Below are 16,898 nucleotides of genomic sequence, written 5' to 3'. Positions count from 1 at the left end.
ATATTCGCAGGCGATCGCGCGTTGATTGCGCGAACGACATGAAAGGCGGCATGATGCAACGTTCACTCCTGTTCGCCGGCCTGCTGGCCGCCATGGTCGCTGGCCTGCCGGCCGCGCCCGCCATGGCCCAGCGCAGCGAGAAGGTGCTGACCATCTTCGGCGACGAACCCTGCCCTACCAGCAACGGGGAGGAGATCGTCGTCTGCCGGCGCCTGCCGGAGAATGAGCGATATCGTATCCCCAAGGATCTGCGCGGCGCGGACGGGCTCGCATTGTCCGAACGCTGGGGCGATCGCGCGCAGAGCCTCGAATATGTCGGCGCGGGCGGGGTCAACACCTGCACCCCGGTCGGCGCCGGCGGGCAGAGCGGCTGCTTCAAGCAGCTCGTCCGCCAGGCGCGGCAGGAGAGCCACGACAAGGGGCAGGATCCCTCGATCCCGCTGAAGCTGCCCTGATCCGTTCAGCCGACGCTCAGCCGCCACGGCCGATCCGCCAATCATGAGAGCCCGGACGCCCCGCTTCGTCCTCCTCGCCGCCACGGTGGCGGTGTGCCTTTCAGCGCCCGCATTGGCGCGGCCGAAAGGCGAGGCGATCCCGATCCCGGTCGATCCGCCGGAGAAGATGTCCACCCTGATCGTCTATGGCGACGATCCCTGTCCGCAGAGCAAGGGTGACGAGATCGTGGTCTGCGCGCGCCAGCCGGAGAGCGAGCGTTACCGCGTGCCCAAGCGCTTCCGCCGGGCCGAGCCCGGCGCCGCCGGCGAATCGTGGACCAACCGCGCCGCGACGCTTGAATATGTCGGGCGCGCCGGTACGCCGAACAGCTGCTCGCCGGTCGGCTCCGGCGGGCAGACCGGCTGCTACACGCAGTTCCTCAGCCAGGCGCGCGAGGAGCGGCGGCAGGCCGCCGCCGCGGGCGCCGCGATCCCCTAAATCGCGGAACCTTCGCGCGACCTGCTCATTGGCTTCCCGAAACGAGGGAGCGATGCCATGTCCAGCAACATCTACAAGGTCGTCGAGATCGTCGGCAGCTCGCCCGAGAGCATCGACGCGGCCATCCGCAACGCCATCGCACGCGCGAGCCAGACGATCCACCACATCGGCTGGTTCGAAGTGGTGGAGACGCGCGGCCATGTCGAGGGCGGCGCCGTCGCCCACTTCCAGGTCACGCTGAAGGTCGGCTTCACGCTGGATGAAGCCGGCTGAGGGCGGCGCCCTCGCCGGCCGCCGCTCTGGCGCAGGCGCCGGATCCAGCGCGATCATCAGCGTTGCGACGAACCGCCGGCGCCGCGATCGGCGCCGGCGTCACGCGACGCCGATATCGAGGATCCTGAAGCTGCGGCTGGCGAACAGCCACTGCCCGCCGCGCTTCACATAGGCGTCGGTGTAGAGGCCCGTCCACCGCTGGCGCTTGCCCTCCTTGTCGTGGACGAGCTCGGACGTGTAGGTGTGTCCGGTCGCCGCCTCGCCATCCACGCGGATGTCACCCGGCGTCTGGATATTCACCTGGAACGGAAAGTCCTTCATCGCCTCCACCCACGTGGAGACGATCACGTCGCGCCCCTCGATCCGCTCCATGCCGGGGATCTCCGGCAGGCTCCACACCGCATCCTCGGCCCACAGCGCGCCCCAGTCGGCCGCGTCGTTGCGGCACACCGCATCGCCATAGGCGGCGACGAGCTCGCGGATCGCCAGCCGGTCCTCCGCCGGCCCGGTGAAGGCCATCAGCGCCGCCCCTCGATATAGTCGTTCAGCACCTCGTGGAACCGGCGCACCCGGCTCTCCTGTCCGCTCAGATAGGAATCGGCGTAGCCGCGCGAGTGGAAGCCCTTCTGCTGCGCCACCGCGACGCTGAGATCCTGATCGACGAAGTCGCCGAGCATGTGCCCGCCATTCTGCTCGCCGAACACCGCCTCCTCCAGCTCCGCCTCGGCCAGCGGGCGGATGCCGTAGACGGTCGGCACGTCGTCGCGTCCCTCCACTCCGGGCGCCAGATACCAATAGTCGAAGGTGCACCACTCCGGATCGGTCTCGTGCGGCTCGGTGCGGAAGAAGTGCACACCGTCCGGCGTGCCGGTGATCGTCACGTTGGGGAACAGCGTGTGGTGGAAATAGTCGGTCAGCTCGTCGTCCATCAGGCTGTCGAAATAGCGATAGCCCCGCTCCGGCCCCAGCGTGCGCTTCTGCCGCTGCAGGTCGCGCCGGGCATCGCGCGCGCGGCCGGCATAGTCGCCCGGTTCCAGCCCCCAGTCCAGCAGCTGCATCTCCCACGCCGGCTCCACCTCGTTCGGGTGGAGCGAGCGCATCGAGGGCTGGCCCTGCTCGATCATCCGGTTGTGGCCGTTGGCCGACATCTCGAACACGGTGTTGCGATAATCCTCGTCGATCATCGATGCCATCTGCGGGTGCACCGTCGGCAGATGGTAGCTTTCATTGAAATTGTCGGGCGAGAACTTCCAGTTCGTGTTCACCGTGATCGTCTTGCGCACCACTCGGGTCAGCGTCTCCATGCGGCGGCCGGCGAGCAGCACCGTCATCGGGTAGAGATAGTCCTCCAGCGCCGGCGCGTCGGGATCCATCGTGTACCAGATGAAGCCGCCCCAGGTGGCGCACTTCACCTCCTTCAGGGTCAGCTTGCCGCACGGGTTGCCCTGCGGGAAATCGTCCTCGTCCTGCACCGCCTTCAGGCTGCCGTCCAGGCCCCACAGCCAGCCGTGATAGGCGCAGGAGAAGCCGCGATCGACGCCGCCCGCCCCGGTCCACACCAGACGGTTTCCGCGATGCTGGCAGCTATTATAGAAGGCGCGCACCGATCCGTCGCGCTGGCGCACCATCAGCACCGATTCCTTGCGGAAATTGTGGACGATGAAGTCGCCGGCCTCCTCCAGCTCGGCCATGCGGCCGCCGACGTGCCATACCTTGGTCCACATGCCGTCCCACTCGCGTGCCATGAACTCGCGCGAGTAATAGCGGTCGCCCGTCATCGGGTCGCCGCGCAACGGCAGCAGGCGCGCTTCCGGCACGCTGGGATAGGTCTTCGCGCGGTCGTGGAGCATCGTCTCGGTCATCGGACCATCCTCTCCATGGTTGAACGGCGGGCGCACGCGGCGGCGCGACGCGAGTGACAGGCGGCCGGGCGGGGCGGCGCGCCATCGGCAGACAGAGGCGGCACGGCGCGTCGGCTCATCGGCTCAGCCCTCGCCCCGCGTCCAGAACGGATAGACGGGATCGTTCGGGTACAGGCCGCCGCGCGTGTCCAGATCGGCATACATGCCGTCCATCCGGCTGGTGGAGGGCTGGTTGGTGTTCCAGTCCGCCACGAACACGCGCGCCGCGATCTTCCACGCGCCGTCCCGCTTCTGGAAGCGATCGAGGTAGCGGCCGCCGGTCAGCATCTCGCGGTCTTCGCCGTCGATCGTGGCGAGCACATGGGCGATCACGTAGCTCTCGCCCACCGCATCGTCGCCGTCGATCTCGAACCAGTGGTTGGCGACGCTGTGGAACGAGCTCTTGAAGCCTCGCACGACATCCCCGATCATCGGCACGAAGTCGCGCGTCGGCCCGTTGAACATGCCCGCGTTCATCGTCGCGTCGTCGTGGAACACGCTCGCCAGCGTCGCCGCGTCGGCGCGGTCCACGCCGCGGCAATAGGCCATCAGCAGGTCGTAGAGCGCCGCCCGCGCGTCCAGCCTGGCGATATCGGGTGCGGTGCCTGTCGTCATGTCCTGTCCTGCCTTGTGCTGCAGCCCGAAACCGGCGCGCCAGTAGGCGAGCAGGCCGCGCCCGGGGTCGCTACCCTCCTGCCCGCCGCGCGAGAGAAAGCCGGAGAGCGCGACGGCGGCCGGCCCCAGCGCCTCGCTGCCCGGCCAGTTGGCGTTCCAGTCCATAACATATTGGCGGTGCGCGATCGCCCAGCGCCCGTCGCGCTTCTCGTGCGCGTCCAGATAGCGGCCGCCGATCAGCCGCTGGGTGCCGGCGCTGTCGCCGCCATCCTCGGCCGTGCGGAGATAGGCGATCACGTAGCTCTCGCTGCGGGCGCGGTCGCCCTGCGGCACGATCCACATGTTGGCGGTGCGGTGCAGGGTGGCCGGCTGCCCCTTCATCGCGTCGGTCAGGAAGCGGACCATGCCGGCGGCCGGGCCGTTATAGCTGCCATAAGCCACCTCGGCATCGGGGTGATAGGCGGAGAGCAGCAGGTCATGGTCGTTGCGATCGACGCCGCGGCTGTGCACGGCGAGGTTGGTTGCGATCGCGTCGATGTCGGCCAGCCGGCCCGCCGCGTCGTCGCTCGCTGATCGGGCCATGCGCTCTCCTCCGGGTCTCGGCCCGCCGGCGACTCGCTACCGCTTGCCGGCCGTTTCTATAACTGATGTTTTAATTAGCGTCGACGCGGCAGCGCCTGGAAGCCCGCGGCGAAGAAGGGTGCGACATAGGCCGTCATCCCGTCGATGCGCCCGGCGGTGTGCGCGCCGGACGTCAGATCGTCGACGAAGCCGGGATCCTGCACCATGAAGATCAGCGCCGCCTCCAGCATGTAGAGCCCGGCCATCAGGCTCCGCTCGTCCAGCCCGGGCAGCGCCTGGCGCAGCCGATCGATCAGCAGGTCGGAGATGGGCTGCAGCCGCGTCAGCCAGCCCTGCAACTCGGGATCGCGGTAGGAGGACATGACGTTCGAGGTGAGCCGCACATAGTTGCGCGGGCCGTCGTCCTCGCCCACGCAGATATCCAGGAACGGCTTCACGAACGCGCGGACGAGACCACTCACGGCCGTCAACGGGTCATCCGATGGCGGCGACGCGTCCAGACTGTCGCGCACCAGCGCGTACAGGAAGTCCCGCCGCCGATCGACGATCTCGTGGAACAGATCCTCCTTGGATCGAAAATAATAGTTGAGCAGCCCCAGATTGGATTCGGCGCGCGCCGCCACATCCCGCAGCGAACAGCCGTAATAGCCGCGCTCGGCGAAGATCGCCTCGGCCGCGTCCATGATCCGGGAGCGGCGGATCTCGCCCTTGGCGCTCAGGCTGGCTCGCCGGACGGGCTCCTCGTCGATCGATCGCGGGGAAGGTGCACGCATCCGTCGGCCATAGCCCGATCGCAGAAGCACGCAAGCCGCCGCCGCCCGGCGAAACCGCGCGGGCGATCCGTCAGCGCGGCGGCGCGGCGGCGGCGTGCGCCGCCTCCAGGCCGGCGAGCGCGGTCACGCAGATCGCCGCCAGCCGGTCCGGATCGTCGCCGGCGGCAAAGCTGTGCGATCGCGTGTCCAGCCGCACGATGCCGATCCGCCCGCCCCGGCGCGCGGCGGCGAAGCCCGGCCCCTGCCACTCCGCGTCGAAGGCGATCGCGGTCGCATCGCCGCTCGCCAGCACGATCTCCACGGGTACGGCGCCGGCGGCGAGCGCGCCGCCCATCGCATGCGCCAGCGGCGCGGGCGCGCGGCGGCGGACGATGCTGGCCAGCCCGCGCAGCGCCGCGCGATAGTCGATCGCGCCGCTCGCCAGCCGCCACCACGCCTTGGGGTCCAGCAGCCGCTCGGCATAGCGGCGGCGGATCGCGGCGGCGGGCGGCAGGCCGGCCTGCGGCTCCACCGTCCACGGGTTCGCCAGGATCAGCCCGTCCAGGCCGGCGGCCGCGTGGTGCATCGCCAGCGCCGTCGCGCCGTCGCACAGGCCGAAGCCCACGATGCGCTCCACGTGCGGACATTCGCGGCGGAAGGCGGCCACGGCGGCGGCGATGTCGGGCCCGCTGCCGGCGAAGCCGGGATCGTCGCCCTCGCTGTCGCCCACCCCGCGCCGATCGAAGCGGAAGGCGGGGCAGCCGGCGGCGGCGACCGTGGCCGCCAGCTGCATCATGCCGCGATGGGCGCCGATCCGCACCTGCGTGCCGCCGGTCACGATCAGCAGCCCGGTGGCGCCCGCCGCCGGATCGATCGAGGCGGCGAGGGTCGCGCCCTGGCAGGCGAAGGTCGTCAGCCGCCGCATGCGGCGATCCACACGGCCAGATCCTCGGCCAGCGCGCGGCTCAGCGCCGCGTCAGGCGCCGGCTCGGCCCGTCGCCAGGGCGCGGCGCCCGGCCCGGCGAACGGCACCTCGCGCAGCGGCCACGGCGGCGTCGCCGGGGCGGCGGCGCGCACCGCATCGTAGAGCGGCCGGCCGATGCGGTAGCCGATCAGGTCGATCGTCGGCGCGTCGGCCGCCGCCGCCGGCCGCCCCGCCTCGCGCTCCCCGATCGCCTGCGCCCGCTCCATCTGGCGCAACAGCCCCGCTCCGTCCGCCGGGGCGAATCGCCAGCAGGACAGCGCCTGCGCCGCATCGTCGATCAGCGCGCCGCCGCGCAGCGCCGCCACGTGCGGCAGGCCCGCCGCCTCGGCGATCGCCGCCGCCGCCGCCGTCGCGCCCGCCCGCCAGTCGGAGAGGCTCGTTTCCGCCAGCGGCCGCGCGCTCTCGCCGGTGCCGGGCAGGTCGACGATCCAGCAGCCGACGCCCAGCCCCGCCAGATCGCGGGCGAGCGCCACGGTCAGCGCGCGCAGAAAGTTCATCTCCTCGAACAAAGGCGGCACGATCATCGCCTGCGGTCCCTCGCGCGGTCCCGTGCGGAGCATCCACTCGCGCCCGCCGGCCCAGTCGTAGCGCACATAGTCCATCGTCATCGGCCGCGCCGCCTCCACGCCGCCGCCCGCGCCCGCACGATCCCGGTCCAGCCGTCCAGGCTGCGCCGGTTGTAGAGCGTCAGGCGATAGAGCGGCCTCTTCTCGTCCATCCAGTCGGCCTTGTAGCCGTCGTCGCCGGTGCCGAAGTCGATCAGGTCGGGCCGGTCTCGGTCGATCACATGGCGGAACATCGCCTCGCTCAGCACCGTGCCCGGCGAACGGGCGCGCTCCGCCTCGGCATAAGCGAGCTTGTGGATCGTCGCGACGCCGCCTTCCACCGTCCAGAGCTGCGCCGCCACCGCCTGCCCCCCGCGCCGGCCGATGGCCAGCCGCAGCGTGCCCGCCGCGCCCTCCGCCTCGGCCAGCGCGCGCACGAAGGCCGGGGATCCCTCCTCCGGCTTCCAGCTGGCGGCATAGACCGCCTCATAGGCCGCCCAGCCGGCCGCGTCGAAGCGATCGTGGATCTCGATGGCGAGGCCAGCGTCGCGCATCTTGCGCTTCGCCGTGTTGCGCAACCGCGAGGGCCGCCGCCGCCAGTACGTCGCGAAATCCTGCCCGCCGACATGCGCCACCCAATTGGCGCTCGCAACCTCGGCCGCCACCGCCCAGCCGGCGGCCGCGAAGCCGCGCGCCAGTTCCGCCCGCGCCGTCTCGGAGAGCGGCGACAGCAGGATGCGGCCGAACCGCGCCCGCAGCGCACCCGCGATCGCCGCCAGCAGCCGCGCGCGACACGCCTCGTCCGCCGCCCCTGCGAACACCGGCGCGAAGGAGAGGGTGTACCAGCCACCCAGGATGCCGCCGCGCTTGCGCCCGTGCCCGGCCAGGAACAGCCACGCCGCCGCCTCGCTTTGCCGCGCCCGCGCCACCAGCGGCCGCCCGCCGCCCACGCCGTGCGCCGCGTTCAGCCGAAACCAGTCGAGCCGATCGTAGAGCGAGGGCTGCCCGGCACGGTCCAGCGCCCGCGCCGCATCGGCCCCGACCGCGTCGAGATCGTCGAACAGCCGCACCTCGATCATCCCCGCCGCGCCATCCGCCGCGCCCGGCCCCATGCGCGATAGGCGATCGACTTCACGCCGTTGCGCGCCGGGTAGCGTTTCGGCGCGGCGGGCGTCAGGCCGGCCCTGCGCAGCAGCGCGTTCAGCCCGCGCGCGTCCGCCTCCCGGTAGCTCCACGCGGATCGCCAGGTGATCGAGAAGGAGATGGAAGGCGCCGCGCCGTTCTTCACCCAGTGCGGCGCCTTCACCGGCACGTACACCGCCTCGCCCGGCGCCAGCGCGAACGGCCGTCCCTTCGCCGCATGTTCCGCCGCATAGGGCAGATTGCGGTGGCCGCCCATGTGGAACGCCTCGTGCACCGGCCCGCTCGCCACGCTCTCGTCGTCGGCGGGGAACAGGGTCATCACCTTGTGCCCACGCATCTGCAGCAGGATGTTATGCTCCGGATCGAAGTGGAACGGCGTCACCGCGCCGGGCGAGGAGATGAAGATGAACGCCTCGCGCTTCAGCATCGCGCCGGTCGCGGGGCGCACGACCGGCATCAGCGCGTCCAGCGCCGCGTCCATCAGCGCGCGATACTCGGCGTCCTGCTCGACGAACTTCAGCACCATCCACGCGCCGCACTCCTCGATCGACCGGATCGTGTCGACGATCGACAGGCCGTTGTGGCGCACCTCCGCCGGATCGATGCCGATCGGCAGCGCGCCGACATTCTGCTCCACATCCTCGGGCCGCATCCGCTGCGCCAGCCGCACCAAGGCGTCGAGCTCGAACGCCGGGTGGCCCGCCAGCCCGTGGCGCAGCACCCCCGGCACCTCCGGATAGAGCGCACCGAACGCCGCCAGCGCGGATGCGTCGAAGCCGCCGCTCATCGCCCGCCCCGCCGCCGCAGCCGCGCCCAGCCATCCTCCGCCGCCCGCACGATCGCGAAGGTCGCGCGCCGCCGCCAGCCGCCCAGCGGCACGGATACGCGCACGATCGGCCGGCGCCCGCCCCACAGGCTGTCGATCATCGGATGATTCTCGGCCGCGCAGCTGTCCATCCAGGCGATGTCGCCGCGCACCAGCAATTGCAGGTTCTCGATCTGCACCAGCACGCCGGGCGAGAAGCGGGCATGATCCTCGTCGAAGGCGATCTTGAACGAGAAGGCGCCCGGCGGCGTCAGAAAGTTGACGAGCATCGCGATCGCGCGCCCGTCCAGATCGATCCGCAGCATGTCCAGCCGCCCGGCGGCGTGGGCGCCGGCCAGCATGTCGCAGAAGAAGGCGGCGGTATCCGCCCGGCTGCCCAGCGCGGAGCCCGCCCGCCCCTTCCAGCCCGATCGCTCAAGCGCCAGGAAATCCTCGCACCACGGCATCAGTTCTGCCGCATCGCACAGCCGCCGCGTCTCGACATGGCCCTGCTCGGCCAGCCGGGCGGCCAGCCGCTTCAGTTCCTTGCGCTTCTTCTTGCGGACGTTCGCCTCATAATAGGCCTCGGGCGCCAGCCCCGCATCAAGCTGCGCGCGCACCAGTCGGTGGACGACGTCGCACCGCCGGCCGATCGCGCCGGTCGCCGCGGCCAGCCCGCGATGCACCGGACCGTCCTCGACCAGCCCGTTCAGGTGGAGCAGGCCCGGCGCCCAGGCGGCCGCGTCCAGCTCCGCCAGCACCGCCGCCCAGAAATCCCGCTCGCGCCCGCGCCGCACCAGCGGCGTGCCCAAAAAATTATGATGGTGCAGCCAGTTCGCGACATGCCGCACCGGCATCCGGCCGTAGCGCGGCTCCACCGTCAGCGGCAGCAGGCCGATCAGCGCATCCCCCTCCCACACCTCCACCAGCCGCAGCGGGGCGGGTAGCGGCAGGTGACGTACGCCGGCCATGACGAACCACCGCTCGGCAAAGGCGTTCGGCTCGGCGGCCTGGGCCGCCAGATCGTCCCATGCGGTGCCGATCCGGTCCCCGGCATCGGCGATCGCGCCGGTCACGGTGCGGAGCGGCGCCGGCCCCGCCGCGGCGGGGGCGGCGCGGGCATGGCGAGGGGGCGGCGCGCGCGCCGTTCCGCCAACCCTGCCGCAGCGCCGCCTGCCTGCATGCTCTAAAGCCCCGTCATCCGTTCCGGAGGTAGAGCGTAGGGGTGGAGGGTTAACAAGCGGCAACCGCGTGGCACACGACCTTTGGCGCATGGCGCCATCCCGCTTCATGCTTCATGCACGACTGGCCGGCTAGAGACGGCGACGGGTATCTTGTGGAACGGATGGGATGACGACGGCGGCGACGAGCGAGGGCAGGACGGCCGAGCAGGCGAGCTTCGGCGCCCGCGTGCGCAGCGCCGTGCTGTGGCGCTCCGGCAGCCAGATCGTCGCGCAGCTGGTGATGTGGTCGGCGACCTTCTTCGTCATCCGCCTGCTCGCGCCCTCCGATTACGGCGTGTTCGCGATGTCGCAGAGCATCCTGGTGATGTTCAGCCTGCTGAACGGCTACGGCTTCGCCAGCGCGCTGATCCAGGCGGAGACGATCGACGATCGCCAGATCGCGCAGGTATTCGGCCTGATGCTGCTGTTCAACGGCGGCATCGCCCTGCTCCAGATCCTGCTCGCGCCGATTGCCGCCGATTATTTCAACCAGCCGATCGTCGCCAACATGCTGCGCGTGCAGTCGCTGCTCTATCTCTCCACGCCGTTCACCGCGCTGCCCACGGCGCTGCTCAGCCGGGCGATGGACTTCCGCAAGCAGGCCAAGGTCAACTTCATCTCGGCGCTGGCCGGCGCCGTCACCGCGCTCACCCTCGCTCTGTCCGGCTTCGGCGTGTGGACGCTGGTGGTGGCGCCGCTGGTGCTGTTCTGGACGCGGGCGATCGGCATGACGGTGGCGGCGCGGCTGCTGGTGCTGCCCAGCTTCCGCTTCAAGGGCGCCGGCGCCACCGTGCGCTTCGGCGGCGCGATGACGCTGAGCCAGCTGCTCTGGTTCGCGCAGACCCAGGCGGACGTGTTCATCGGCGGCCGCGTGCTCGATCCGCACCTGCTCGGCCTCTACACCACCTCGCTGTTCCTGGCGCAGATCCTGTCCAGCAAGTTCATCCCGCCGCTGAACGAGGTGGCGTTTACCGCCTATGCCCGCATCCAGAGCGATCCGGCGGCGATCGTCCGCTCGTTCGAGGCGGCGACGCGGATCATCATGCTCGTGGCGCTGCCTTTCTACGCCGGCCTCGCCGTCACCGCCGGGCCGCTCGTCCACGCCGCGCTGGGCGACAAGTGGATCGAGGCGGTGCCGATCGTGCGGGTGCTGGCGCTGGCGATGCCGTTCGTCACCCTCCAGATCCTGTTCGCGCCCGCCGCCACCGCACTCGGCCGGCCGCGCGTGCAGGTCTATGCAGCGGGTGCCGGCGCGATCGTGATGCCGCTCGCCTTCCTCGTCGCGGTGCACTGGGGGCCGATCGGCATGGCGTGGGCCTGGCTCGCCGCCTTTCCGCTGGTGATGATCGTCACGGCGGCGATCGCGATGCCGATCATCGGCATCGGCGCCGCCACCCTGGCGCGCGCGATCGCGCCGGGGCTGGTCGCCAGCCTCGTCATGGCGGCGGTCGTCTATGCGCTGGATCGCGCGTTGCCGCTCGATCCGCCGCTGCTGCGGCTGGCTGTGCTCGTCGGCGTCGGCATCGTCGCCTATGGCGCGATGGTGCTGCTGATCGCCCGCTCCACCCTGACCGATATCTGGTGGCTGATCCGCCGGCGTAGCGCCGCCTGACGGGTCAGCGCGCCGGCGGCCCGGCGGCGGCGATGATCTCGCTCAGGCGGGCCGGCCGCACGCCCTCGCGCGCGAAAAGGTCGAACACCGTGTCCCACCAGTGCCAGAACGCCTTCAGGTCGGCGGCGTCGCGCACATAGGGCGTGTGTCCCACCTCCACGGACGGCGTGTGGAAGGAGAGGCTGAACAGCCGCGTCCCGTCGTCCAGCAGGCGGCGGATGGCCGCCACCACCTCCGCCAGCGGCATTCCTTCCGGCGTCAGCGCCACGCGGCTCAGCAGCCGCGCGCGGGAGAGCGGGCCGCGCAGCCAGGCGCGCCGGTGGAGATCCGGCCAGCGGTGCAGCGGCCCGGCGAAGGCGGCGGTCAGCGGCACCTCCAGCAGATCGTCGCGCACCCACCACGGCCATACCGGATGGCGCGAGAAATCGGGGCCGGCCTCGTCGCTATAGTCGAACAGGGCGCGCACCGAGACGTCCAGCCGATAGCCCGCCTCGGCCAGCAGCCGCGCCGTCTCCGCGCCGATGCCGTAGCGGCCGGCGCGGTAGACGATCGGGCGCACGCCGGTGCCCGCCTCGATCGCGTCGGTCAGCGCGTGCAGCTTCGCCCGCTGCAGCGGCACCGGCAGGTTGCCGGTGAAGCTGTTCGTCCGCGTCACCGCCTCCTCGAACGGAGGATTGACCCACGGGTGGAGCTGGGTGCCGACGTCGCACTCGCCCGCCTCCACCATGCCGCGCACGGCGGCCGCGCTCGCCACGTTGGTGACGACCGGATAATCGACCAGGTAGGTCGGCACCACGCCCGCCGCGTTGAACCGGCGCGTGGCCGCCGGCAGGCTGGCGATCGCCCGCGTCTCGGTGGAATGGCGGTCGAGCGGCAGATGCCAGTCGAACTCCTCCTCGGCATCGCCGAAGATTGCGAAGCGGCGGCCGAAATCGGGCGCCAGGGTGGCCTGTGCCGCAGCATCCGGCGGCAGATCGAGCCGGCCGGCGGTCGCGTGCTGGGCCTGCGTCGCGATGATCCCGTCTCCCTGGTACACGCCCTTGCGCTATCACCTGCCGCCCGCACGGGCAACATGACGCCCTAGCTCAAGCGCGAGGTGCGGGCCGCCGCCGCCGGGCGCACCAACGCTGCCGATCGAGGCGGGAGCAGGCATGGCGGAAGCAGGCATGGCGGACGGGCGGACGGAGGAGCTGGCGGGCCGGGTGGCGATCGTCACCGGCGGAGGGCGCGGCATCGGCCGCGCCGCGGCCGAGCGGCTGGCGGCGGCCGGCGCCGCGATCGTGCTGACCGGCCGTACCGCCGGCGAGGGCGAGGACGCCGCTGCGTCGATCGCCCGCGCCGGCGGCCGCGCGCTCTATCTGCCGCACGACGTGGCGGTCGCGGCGGACTGGGCGGCCGTCGTCGACCGCACCATGGCTGAACATGGCCGCATCGACATCCTGATCGCCAACGCCGGCGCCGGCGCCTGGCAGCCGCTGGAGGACGGCAGCCTCGCCGATCTGCGCTGGCAGCTGGACGTGAACCTGCGCGCCGGCTTCCTGGGCCTCAAGCATGTGGCGCCGGTGATGAAGCGCGCCGGCGGCGGATCGATCGTGCTGCTCTCCTCGACGATCGGCAAGGTCGGCGGCGCCGGCTTCACCGCCTACTCGGCCGCGAAGGGCGGCCTCAGGGTGATGGCCAAGGCCGCCGCGCTGGAGTTCGGCGCGGACAAGGTGCGGGTCAACGCCCTGCTGCCCGGCCTCACCCACACGGCGATGACGGCGGGGGTCGATCCTGTCTGGCTGGAGCGGATCCCGCTGCGACGCGGTGCCGAGCCGCGCGAGATGGCCGATGCCCTCCTGTTCCTCGCCTCGGATCGCTCGCGCTTCATGACCGGCGCGGAACTCATCGTCGATGGCGGGATGACGGCACAATGAGCGGCGGCGCAGCGAGACTGGACGGACGCGTCGCGATCGTCACCGGCGCCACCCGCGGCATCGGCCGGGCGACCGCGCTGCTGCTGGCGGAAGCCGGCGCCCGCGTGATCGTCAGCGGCATCGAGGATGCGGACGGCGAGGCGGTGGTCGCCGCCATCGCCGCGGGCGGCGGCACCGCCCTGTTCGCCCATCACGACGTAACCGACGAGGCGAGCTGGGAGGGCGTGATCGCCGAGGCCGAGCGCCGGTGGGGCCGGCTGGACGTGATCGTCAACAATGCCGGCATCTTCATCTGGAAGCCGATCGAGGAGACCGGCGAGGACGAGTGGTCGCTGATGCAGCGGGTGAATGTGGAGGGGCCGTGGCTGGGGATGAAGCACGGCTTCGCGGCCATGCGGCGCGCCGGCAATGGCGGCTCGATCGTCAACATCTCGTCGTTGCAGGGGCTGTACGGCGTCGAGAACGGCATCGCCTATTGCGGCACGAAGGGCGCCGTCACCCACATGACCAAGTCCGCCGCGCTGGAGGGCGCCGCGCCGGATCCGCCGATCCGGGTCAACAGCGTGCATCCGGGCGTGATCTGGACGCCGATGCTCACCGACATCCTGGGCGACACGCAGGAGCTGGTCGATCAGTTCGCCGGCGACACGCCGCTGCGCATCATCGGCCGGCCGGAATACATCGCCGAGGCGGTGCGCTACCTGGCATCGGACGACGCCGCCTTCGTCACCGGCACGGAAATGGTCGTCGATGGCGGGCGGGGCGCGCGATAGATGCCGATCATCGAGTATCGCGCGGCCCTGAAGGTGATGGTCGCCGTGCGCGGCCACGCCTTCGATCGCACCGCCTTCGATGCGCTGTTCCAGGCGATGGAGGGAATCACCGCCACGATGGTCGATCAGCCCGCCGCCGCCCTGCTGATGAACCCGGCGGGGATGGCCGGGTTCGACGCGCTGGTGCTCTACGACATGCCCGGCCTCGATTTCGCCGCGCCCGTGGATGCGCCCGCCTACGTCGATCCGGGCGAGGCATTCCGCGCGGGGTTCGATGCGCTGCTGGAGCAGGGCAAGGGCATCGTCGCCCTGCACCACGCGATCGCCGGCTGGCCGGCCTGGCCCGGCTATGGCGAGCGGCTGGGCGGCACCTTCCTCTACCGTCCCGGCCCGTTGCGCGGCCGCGAGCGTCCGGATTCGGGCTATCGTCACGAGGTGAACTATGTCGCCGAGGTCGTCGCGCCCGAGCATCCGGTGATGGCCGGCGTGCCCGCCGAGTTCGCGATGCGCGACGAGCTGTATCTGGGCGAGGTCTTCGAAAGCGAGGTGACGCCGCTGCTGCGCGCGCGCCACGCCTTCACCCGTGGCGGCTTCTACTCCGCCACGGCCGCAATCGAGGGCCGCATGTTCAGCAACGACGGATGGAGCCATCCCGACGGATCGGATCTGATCGGCTGGACGCGCCGGGCCGGCAACAGCCCGCTCGTCTACCTCCAGCCCGGCGACGACCGGACCACCTACGACAATCCGGTCTACCGCCGCCTGGTGGAGAATGCGATCCGCTGGGTCGCCTCGCCGGAGGCACGCGCCGGCTGAGCCGCGCGCCGACCGCTCCGTCGCTCCGGCGCAGGCTGCAGCCACTGTCTCCATCCGTGCAGCATCGTGTCCGTGACGGGAGACACGGTTTCCAGCCGGCGCTGGAATGACGGCAAAATCAAGCGGTCAGATTGTCGAGGAGGCGCGCGCCCCAAGCGGGCGCGCACCCCCTTTGTTCGGTTCAGCCCTCGGTGCTGTCGGCGGGCTGCTCCGCCTTCGGCTTGCGGGTGCGCTTCGGCTTCGCCGCCTCGTCGTTCGGCTCGGCCGGCGCCGCTTCCGCCTTGGGCTTGCGCGGCGCGCGCTTCGGCTTCTCCGCTGGCTCCTCGGCTACGGGCTCGGGCTCCGCCTCCGGCACATCGGCGGCCTTGCGGCCCAGACCGATGCTGTGCGCCAGCGACCGGCGCTTCTCGGCATAATTGGGCGCCACCATCGGATAGTCGGATGGCAGGTTCCACTTGCGACGATATTCGTCGGGCGACATGTCGTAATTGGTGCGCAGATAGCGCTTGAGCATCTTCAGCTTCTTGCCATCTTCCAGGCAGACGATGTGGTCGGGCTTCACGCTCGACCGGATCGAGACGGCCGGCTCCTGCTTCTCCGCGACCGGCTCCGGCGCCTGGCCGAGCCCCTTCAACGCCGAGTGGACGCTCTGGATGAGGCCGGCGATATCGCCGGTGGCGACGTTGTTGTGCGCGACATGCGCCCCGACAATATCGGCGGTGAGCGTGATGAGATCGGCGTCTTGTTCAGTCATATATTTCCTCCGGAATGATGGCGCTTTACGCCAGAATAACATGCTTTTCAAATGCAGAACGTCCGATTTGTTCGATCGGTTGCGATCAATGCCGGTGACGACAATCAAGGCCCGTATAGAGCGTCGCATGATGCGATCAATATCGAACAGAAACGCTGTATACTAACCTGTTCGCCATAACCCGGTTAAGCGCGCAAGCATGCCGTATATCGATCCGCGTGAGTCTGAGGCCCGGTTCTGAACGGACGATCTCCTGCGCCGGCGTGGACTTCTGTCTTGCCGCCTTTTGCGGGCAATCGTCTATTCGGTCCCGCGATCGGGTTCGTAGGCCGCACACGAATATTGCCGCCGCGCGGTTCTACTGCCCATCTCGGGACCGGACTGAATCGATGAAGCGCGTGGCGATCGCATCGCACGGCGCAACGAACCGGCACGATCTCCGTTCTGTCGGGTGGAGACCACGCATGAAACTTCCCGACACCACCGCCGCCCCGCATCCCCTGCCCAGCGCGGAACGCATGCAGATGCTGTTCTTCGATGCCGCCCGCGAAGGTCGCGGCGACGTGATAGAGGCGCTGCTCGTCTACGGCGCGGTGATCGACGCGCATGACGGCAAGGGCCATACCGCGCTGATCCTGGCCGCCTATCATGATCGTCTCGCCGCCCTGAACCTGCTGCTGATGCACGGCGCCGATCCCGATGCGGGCGATATCGCCCGCGGCAACACGGCGCTGATGGGCGCCGCCTTCAAGGGGCATGACGCGGTCGCCGCCCGCCTGGTGGCCGCCGGCTGCACGGTGAACGCGCGCAACAAGGCCGGCCAGACGGCGCTGATGATGGCCGCGATGTTCGGCCGCGACGATCAGGTGGACATGCTGCTCGCCGCCGGCGCCGATCGCGACGCGGTGGACGCCGCCGGCAACACCGCCGCCTCGCTCGCCGCCGGGCAGCGCAACGCGGCCATGGTCGCTCGTCTGTCCGCGCCGCAGAGGCACGCGGCGTGAGCGACGTGCGCGACGCGCCGTCGGAGAGCCGCTTCGTGCTGAAAGAGGCCGGCGGCACGGCCTTCGCCGCCTACCAGCGGCGGGGCGAGAGCATCGTCTTCACCCACACCGAGGTGCCGGACGCGCTGGCCGGCCACGGCGTCGGCAGCCGCCTGGTGCGCGGCGCGCTGGATGCGGCACGGGCGGAGGGGCTGACGGTGGTGCCCGAGTGCAGCTTCGTGCGCGACTATATCGATCGCCACCCCGAATATCGCGACCTGCTGTAG

20 protein-coding genes are annotated in these 16,898 nt (G+C 70.7%); 9 read left to right on the top strand and 11 right to left on the bottom strand.

What is annotated here, in order from left to right; all coding sequences use genetic code 11:
* Window positions 1-53: 53 nt before the first annotated feature.
* The 3 genes from GNT64_RS19165 to GNT64_RS19155 are packed head-to-tail and all read left to right on the top strand — an operon-like array spanning window position 54 to window position 1,206.
* Window positions 54-455 (top strand): hypothetical protein, encoded by a 402-nt coding sequence (locus tag GNT64_RS19165; protein ID WP_231639100.1) that lies wholly within the window; start codon window positions 54-56, stop codon window positions 453-455.
* A 43-nt stretch (window positions 456-498) separates the two neighbouring features.
* Window positions 499-933, top strand: a complete 435-nt coding sequence (locus GNT64_RS19160) for a hypothetical protein (protein WP_156680970.1) — start codon at window positions 499-501, stop codon at window positions 931-933.
* Between the two features lie 57 nt (window positions 934-990).
* Complete coding sequence (locus GNT64_RS19155; RefSeq protein WP_156680969.1) at window positions 991-1,206, top strand: dodecin; 216 nt, start codon at window positions 991-993, stop codon at window positions 1,204-1,206.
* A 99-nt stretch (window positions 1,207-1,305) separates the two neighbouring features.
* Here the strand turns inward: GNT64_RS19155 and GNT64_RS19150 are convergent, their stop codons facing one another.
* The 9 genes from GNT64_RS19150 to GNT64_RS19110 form a co-directional block, all read right to left on the bottom strand.
* Window positions 1,306-1,725, bottom strand: coding sequence for a nuclear transport factor 2 family protein (locus tag GNT64_RS19150; RefSeq protein WP_156680968.1), 420 nt, complete (start codon window positions 1,723-1,725; stop codon window positions 1,306-1,308).
* Window positions 1,725-3,068, bottom strand: coding sequence for an aromatic ring-hydroxylating oxygenase subunit alpha (locus GNT64_RS19145; protein ID WP_156680967.1), 1,344 nt, complete (start codon window positions 3,066-3,068; stop codon window positions 1,725-1,727). Before GNT64_RS19145 ends, GNT64_RS19150 begins: the two co-directional genes overlap by 1 nt.
* Before the next feature lie 123 nt (window positions 3,069-3,191).
* A complete protein-coding gene (locus GNT64_RS19140) occupies window positions 3,192-4,304 on the bottom strand; it encodes a nuclear transport factor 2 family protein (RefSeq protein ID WP_156680966.1) in 1,113 nt (370 codons plus the stop codon).
* A 74-nt stretch (window positions 4,305-4,378) separates the two neighbouring features.
* The gene (locus tag GNT64_RS19135) at window positions 4,379-5,077 is read right to left on the bottom strand and encodes a TetR/AcrR family transcriptional regulator (protein WP_156680965.1); all 699 of its coding nucleotides are present in this window, start codon (window positions 5,075-5,077) and stop codon (window positions 4,379-4,381) included.
* A 70-nt stretch (window positions 5,078-5,147) separates the two neighbouring features.
* Window positions 5,148-5,981 (bottom strand): hydrolase 1, exosortase A system-associated, encoded by an 834-nt coding sequence (locus tag GNT64_RS19130; protein WP_156680964.1) that lies wholly within the window; start codon window positions 5,979-5,981, stop codon window positions 5,148-5,150.
* The gene (locus tag GNT64_RS19125) at window positions 5,969-6,649 is read right to left on the bottom strand and encodes an alpha/beta hydrolase family protein (RefSeq protein WP_156680963.1); all 681 of its coding nucleotides are present in this window, start codon (window positions 6,647-6,649) and stop codon (window positions 5,969-5,971) included. The genes GNT64_RS19130 and GNT64_RS19125 overlap by 13 nt, the downstream gene beginning before the upstream one ends.
* Window positions 6,646-7,698: a GNAT family N-acetyltransferase gene (locus tag GNT64_RS19120; RefSeq protein ID WP_156680962.1), complete on the bottom strand. Its 1,053-nt coding sequence runs from the start codon at window positions 7,696-7,698 to the stop codon at window positions 6,646-6,648. The genes GNT64_RS19125 and GNT64_RS19120 overlap by 4 nt, the downstream gene beginning before the upstream one ends.
* A complete protein-coding gene (locus tag GNT64_RS19115) occupies window positions 7,662-8,516 on the bottom strand; it encodes a cupin-like domain-containing protein (protein ID WP_156680961.1) in 855 nt (284 codons plus the stop codon). The genes GNT64_RS19120 and GNT64_RS19115 overlap by 37 nt, the downstream gene beginning before the upstream one ends.
* The gene (locus GNT64_RS19110) at window positions 8,513-9,610 is read right to left on the bottom strand and encodes a GNAT family N-acetyltransferase (protein ID WP_197277113.1); all 1,098 of its coding nucleotides are present in this window, start codon (window positions 9,608-9,610) and stop codon (window positions 8,513-8,515) included. Before GNT64_RS19110 ends, GNT64_RS19115 begins: the two co-directional genes overlap by 4 nt.
* Window positions 9,611-9,884: 274 nt before the next feature.
* On the opposite strand from GNT64_RS19110, the gene GNT64_RS19105 reads away from it, so the two are divergent.
* Window positions 9,885-11,369: a lipopolysaccharide biosynthesis protein gene (locus GNT64_RS19105; protein ID WP_156680959.1), complete on the top strand. Its 1,485-nt coding sequence runs from the start codon at window positions 9,885-9,887 to the stop codon at window positions 11,367-11,369.
* Window positions 11,370-11,373: 4 nt separating this feature from the next.
* On the opposite strand, the gene GNT64_RS19100 is transcribed toward GNT64_RS19105, so the two are convergent.
* Window positions 11,374-12,405, bottom strand: a complete 1,032-nt coding sequence (locus GNT64_RS19100) for a polysaccharide deacetylase family protein (RefSeq protein ID WP_231639099.1) — start codon at window positions 12,403-12,405, stop codon at window positions 11,374-11,376.
* 115 nt (window positions 12,406-12,520) lie between these two features.
* On the opposite strand from GNT64_RS19100, the gene GNT64_RS19095 reads away from it, so the two are divergent.
* From GNT64_RS19095 to GNT64_RS19085, 3 genes are read left to right on the top strand one after another with little or no spacing between them, the layout of a single operon-like run.
* Window positions 12,521-13,285 carry an SDR family NAD(P)-dependent oxidoreductase gene (locus GNT64_RS19095; protein WP_156680958.1) on the top strand — a complete coding sequence of 255 codons (765 nt, stop codon included), beginning with the start codon at window positions 12,521-12,523 and terminating at the stop codon, window positions 13,283-13,285.
* Window positions 13,282-14,058 (top strand): SDR family NAD(P)-dependent oxidoreductase, encoded by a 777-nt coding sequence (locus GNT64_RS19090; RefSeq protein ID WP_156680957.1) that lies wholly within the window; start codon window positions 13,282-13,284, stop codon window positions 14,056-14,058. Before GNT64_RS19095 ends, GNT64_RS19090 begins: the two co-directional genes overlap by 4 nt.
* Complete coding sequence (locus tag GNT64_RS19085) at window positions 14,059-14,874, top strand: ThuA domain-containing protein (RefSeq protein WP_156680956.1); 816 nt, start codon at window positions 14,059-14,061, stop codon at window positions 14,872-14,874.
* Between the two features lie 181 nt (window positions 14,875-15,055).
* Here GNT64_RS19085 and GNT64_RS19080 read toward each other — a convergent pair whose 3' ends face one another.
* Window positions 15,056-15,628 (bottom strand): Ros/MucR family transcriptional regulator, encoded by a 573-nt coding sequence (locus GNT64_RS19080; protein ID WP_156680955.1) that lies wholly within the window; start codon window positions 15,626-15,628, stop codon window positions 15,056-15,058.
* Between the two features lie 464 nt (window positions 15,629-16,092).
* Between GNT64_RS19080 and GNT64_RS19075 the strand changes: the two genes are divergently transcribed.
* Complete coding sequence (locus GNT64_RS19075) at window positions 16,093-16,632, top strand: ankyrin repeat domain-containing protein (protein ID WP_156680954.1); 540 nt, start codon at window positions 16,093-16,095, stop codon at window positions 16,630-16,632.
* On the top strand, window positions 16,629-16,898 hold the full coding sequence (locus tag GNT64_RS19070; RefSeq protein WP_156680953.1) for a GNAT family N-acetyltransferase: 270 nt from the start codon (window positions 16,629-16,631) through the stop codon (window positions 16,896-16,898). Before GNT64_RS19075 ends, GNT64_RS19070 begins: the two co-directional genes overlap by 4 nt.

The organism is Sphingomonas profundi, assembly GCF_009739515.1.
Classification (GTDB): domain Bacteria; phylum Pseudomonadota; class Alphaproteobacteria; order Sphingomonadales; family Sphingomonadaceae; genus Alterirhizorhabdus; species Alterirhizorhabdus profundi.
This window is presented reverse-complemented; position numbering and strand designations above follow the sequence as displayed.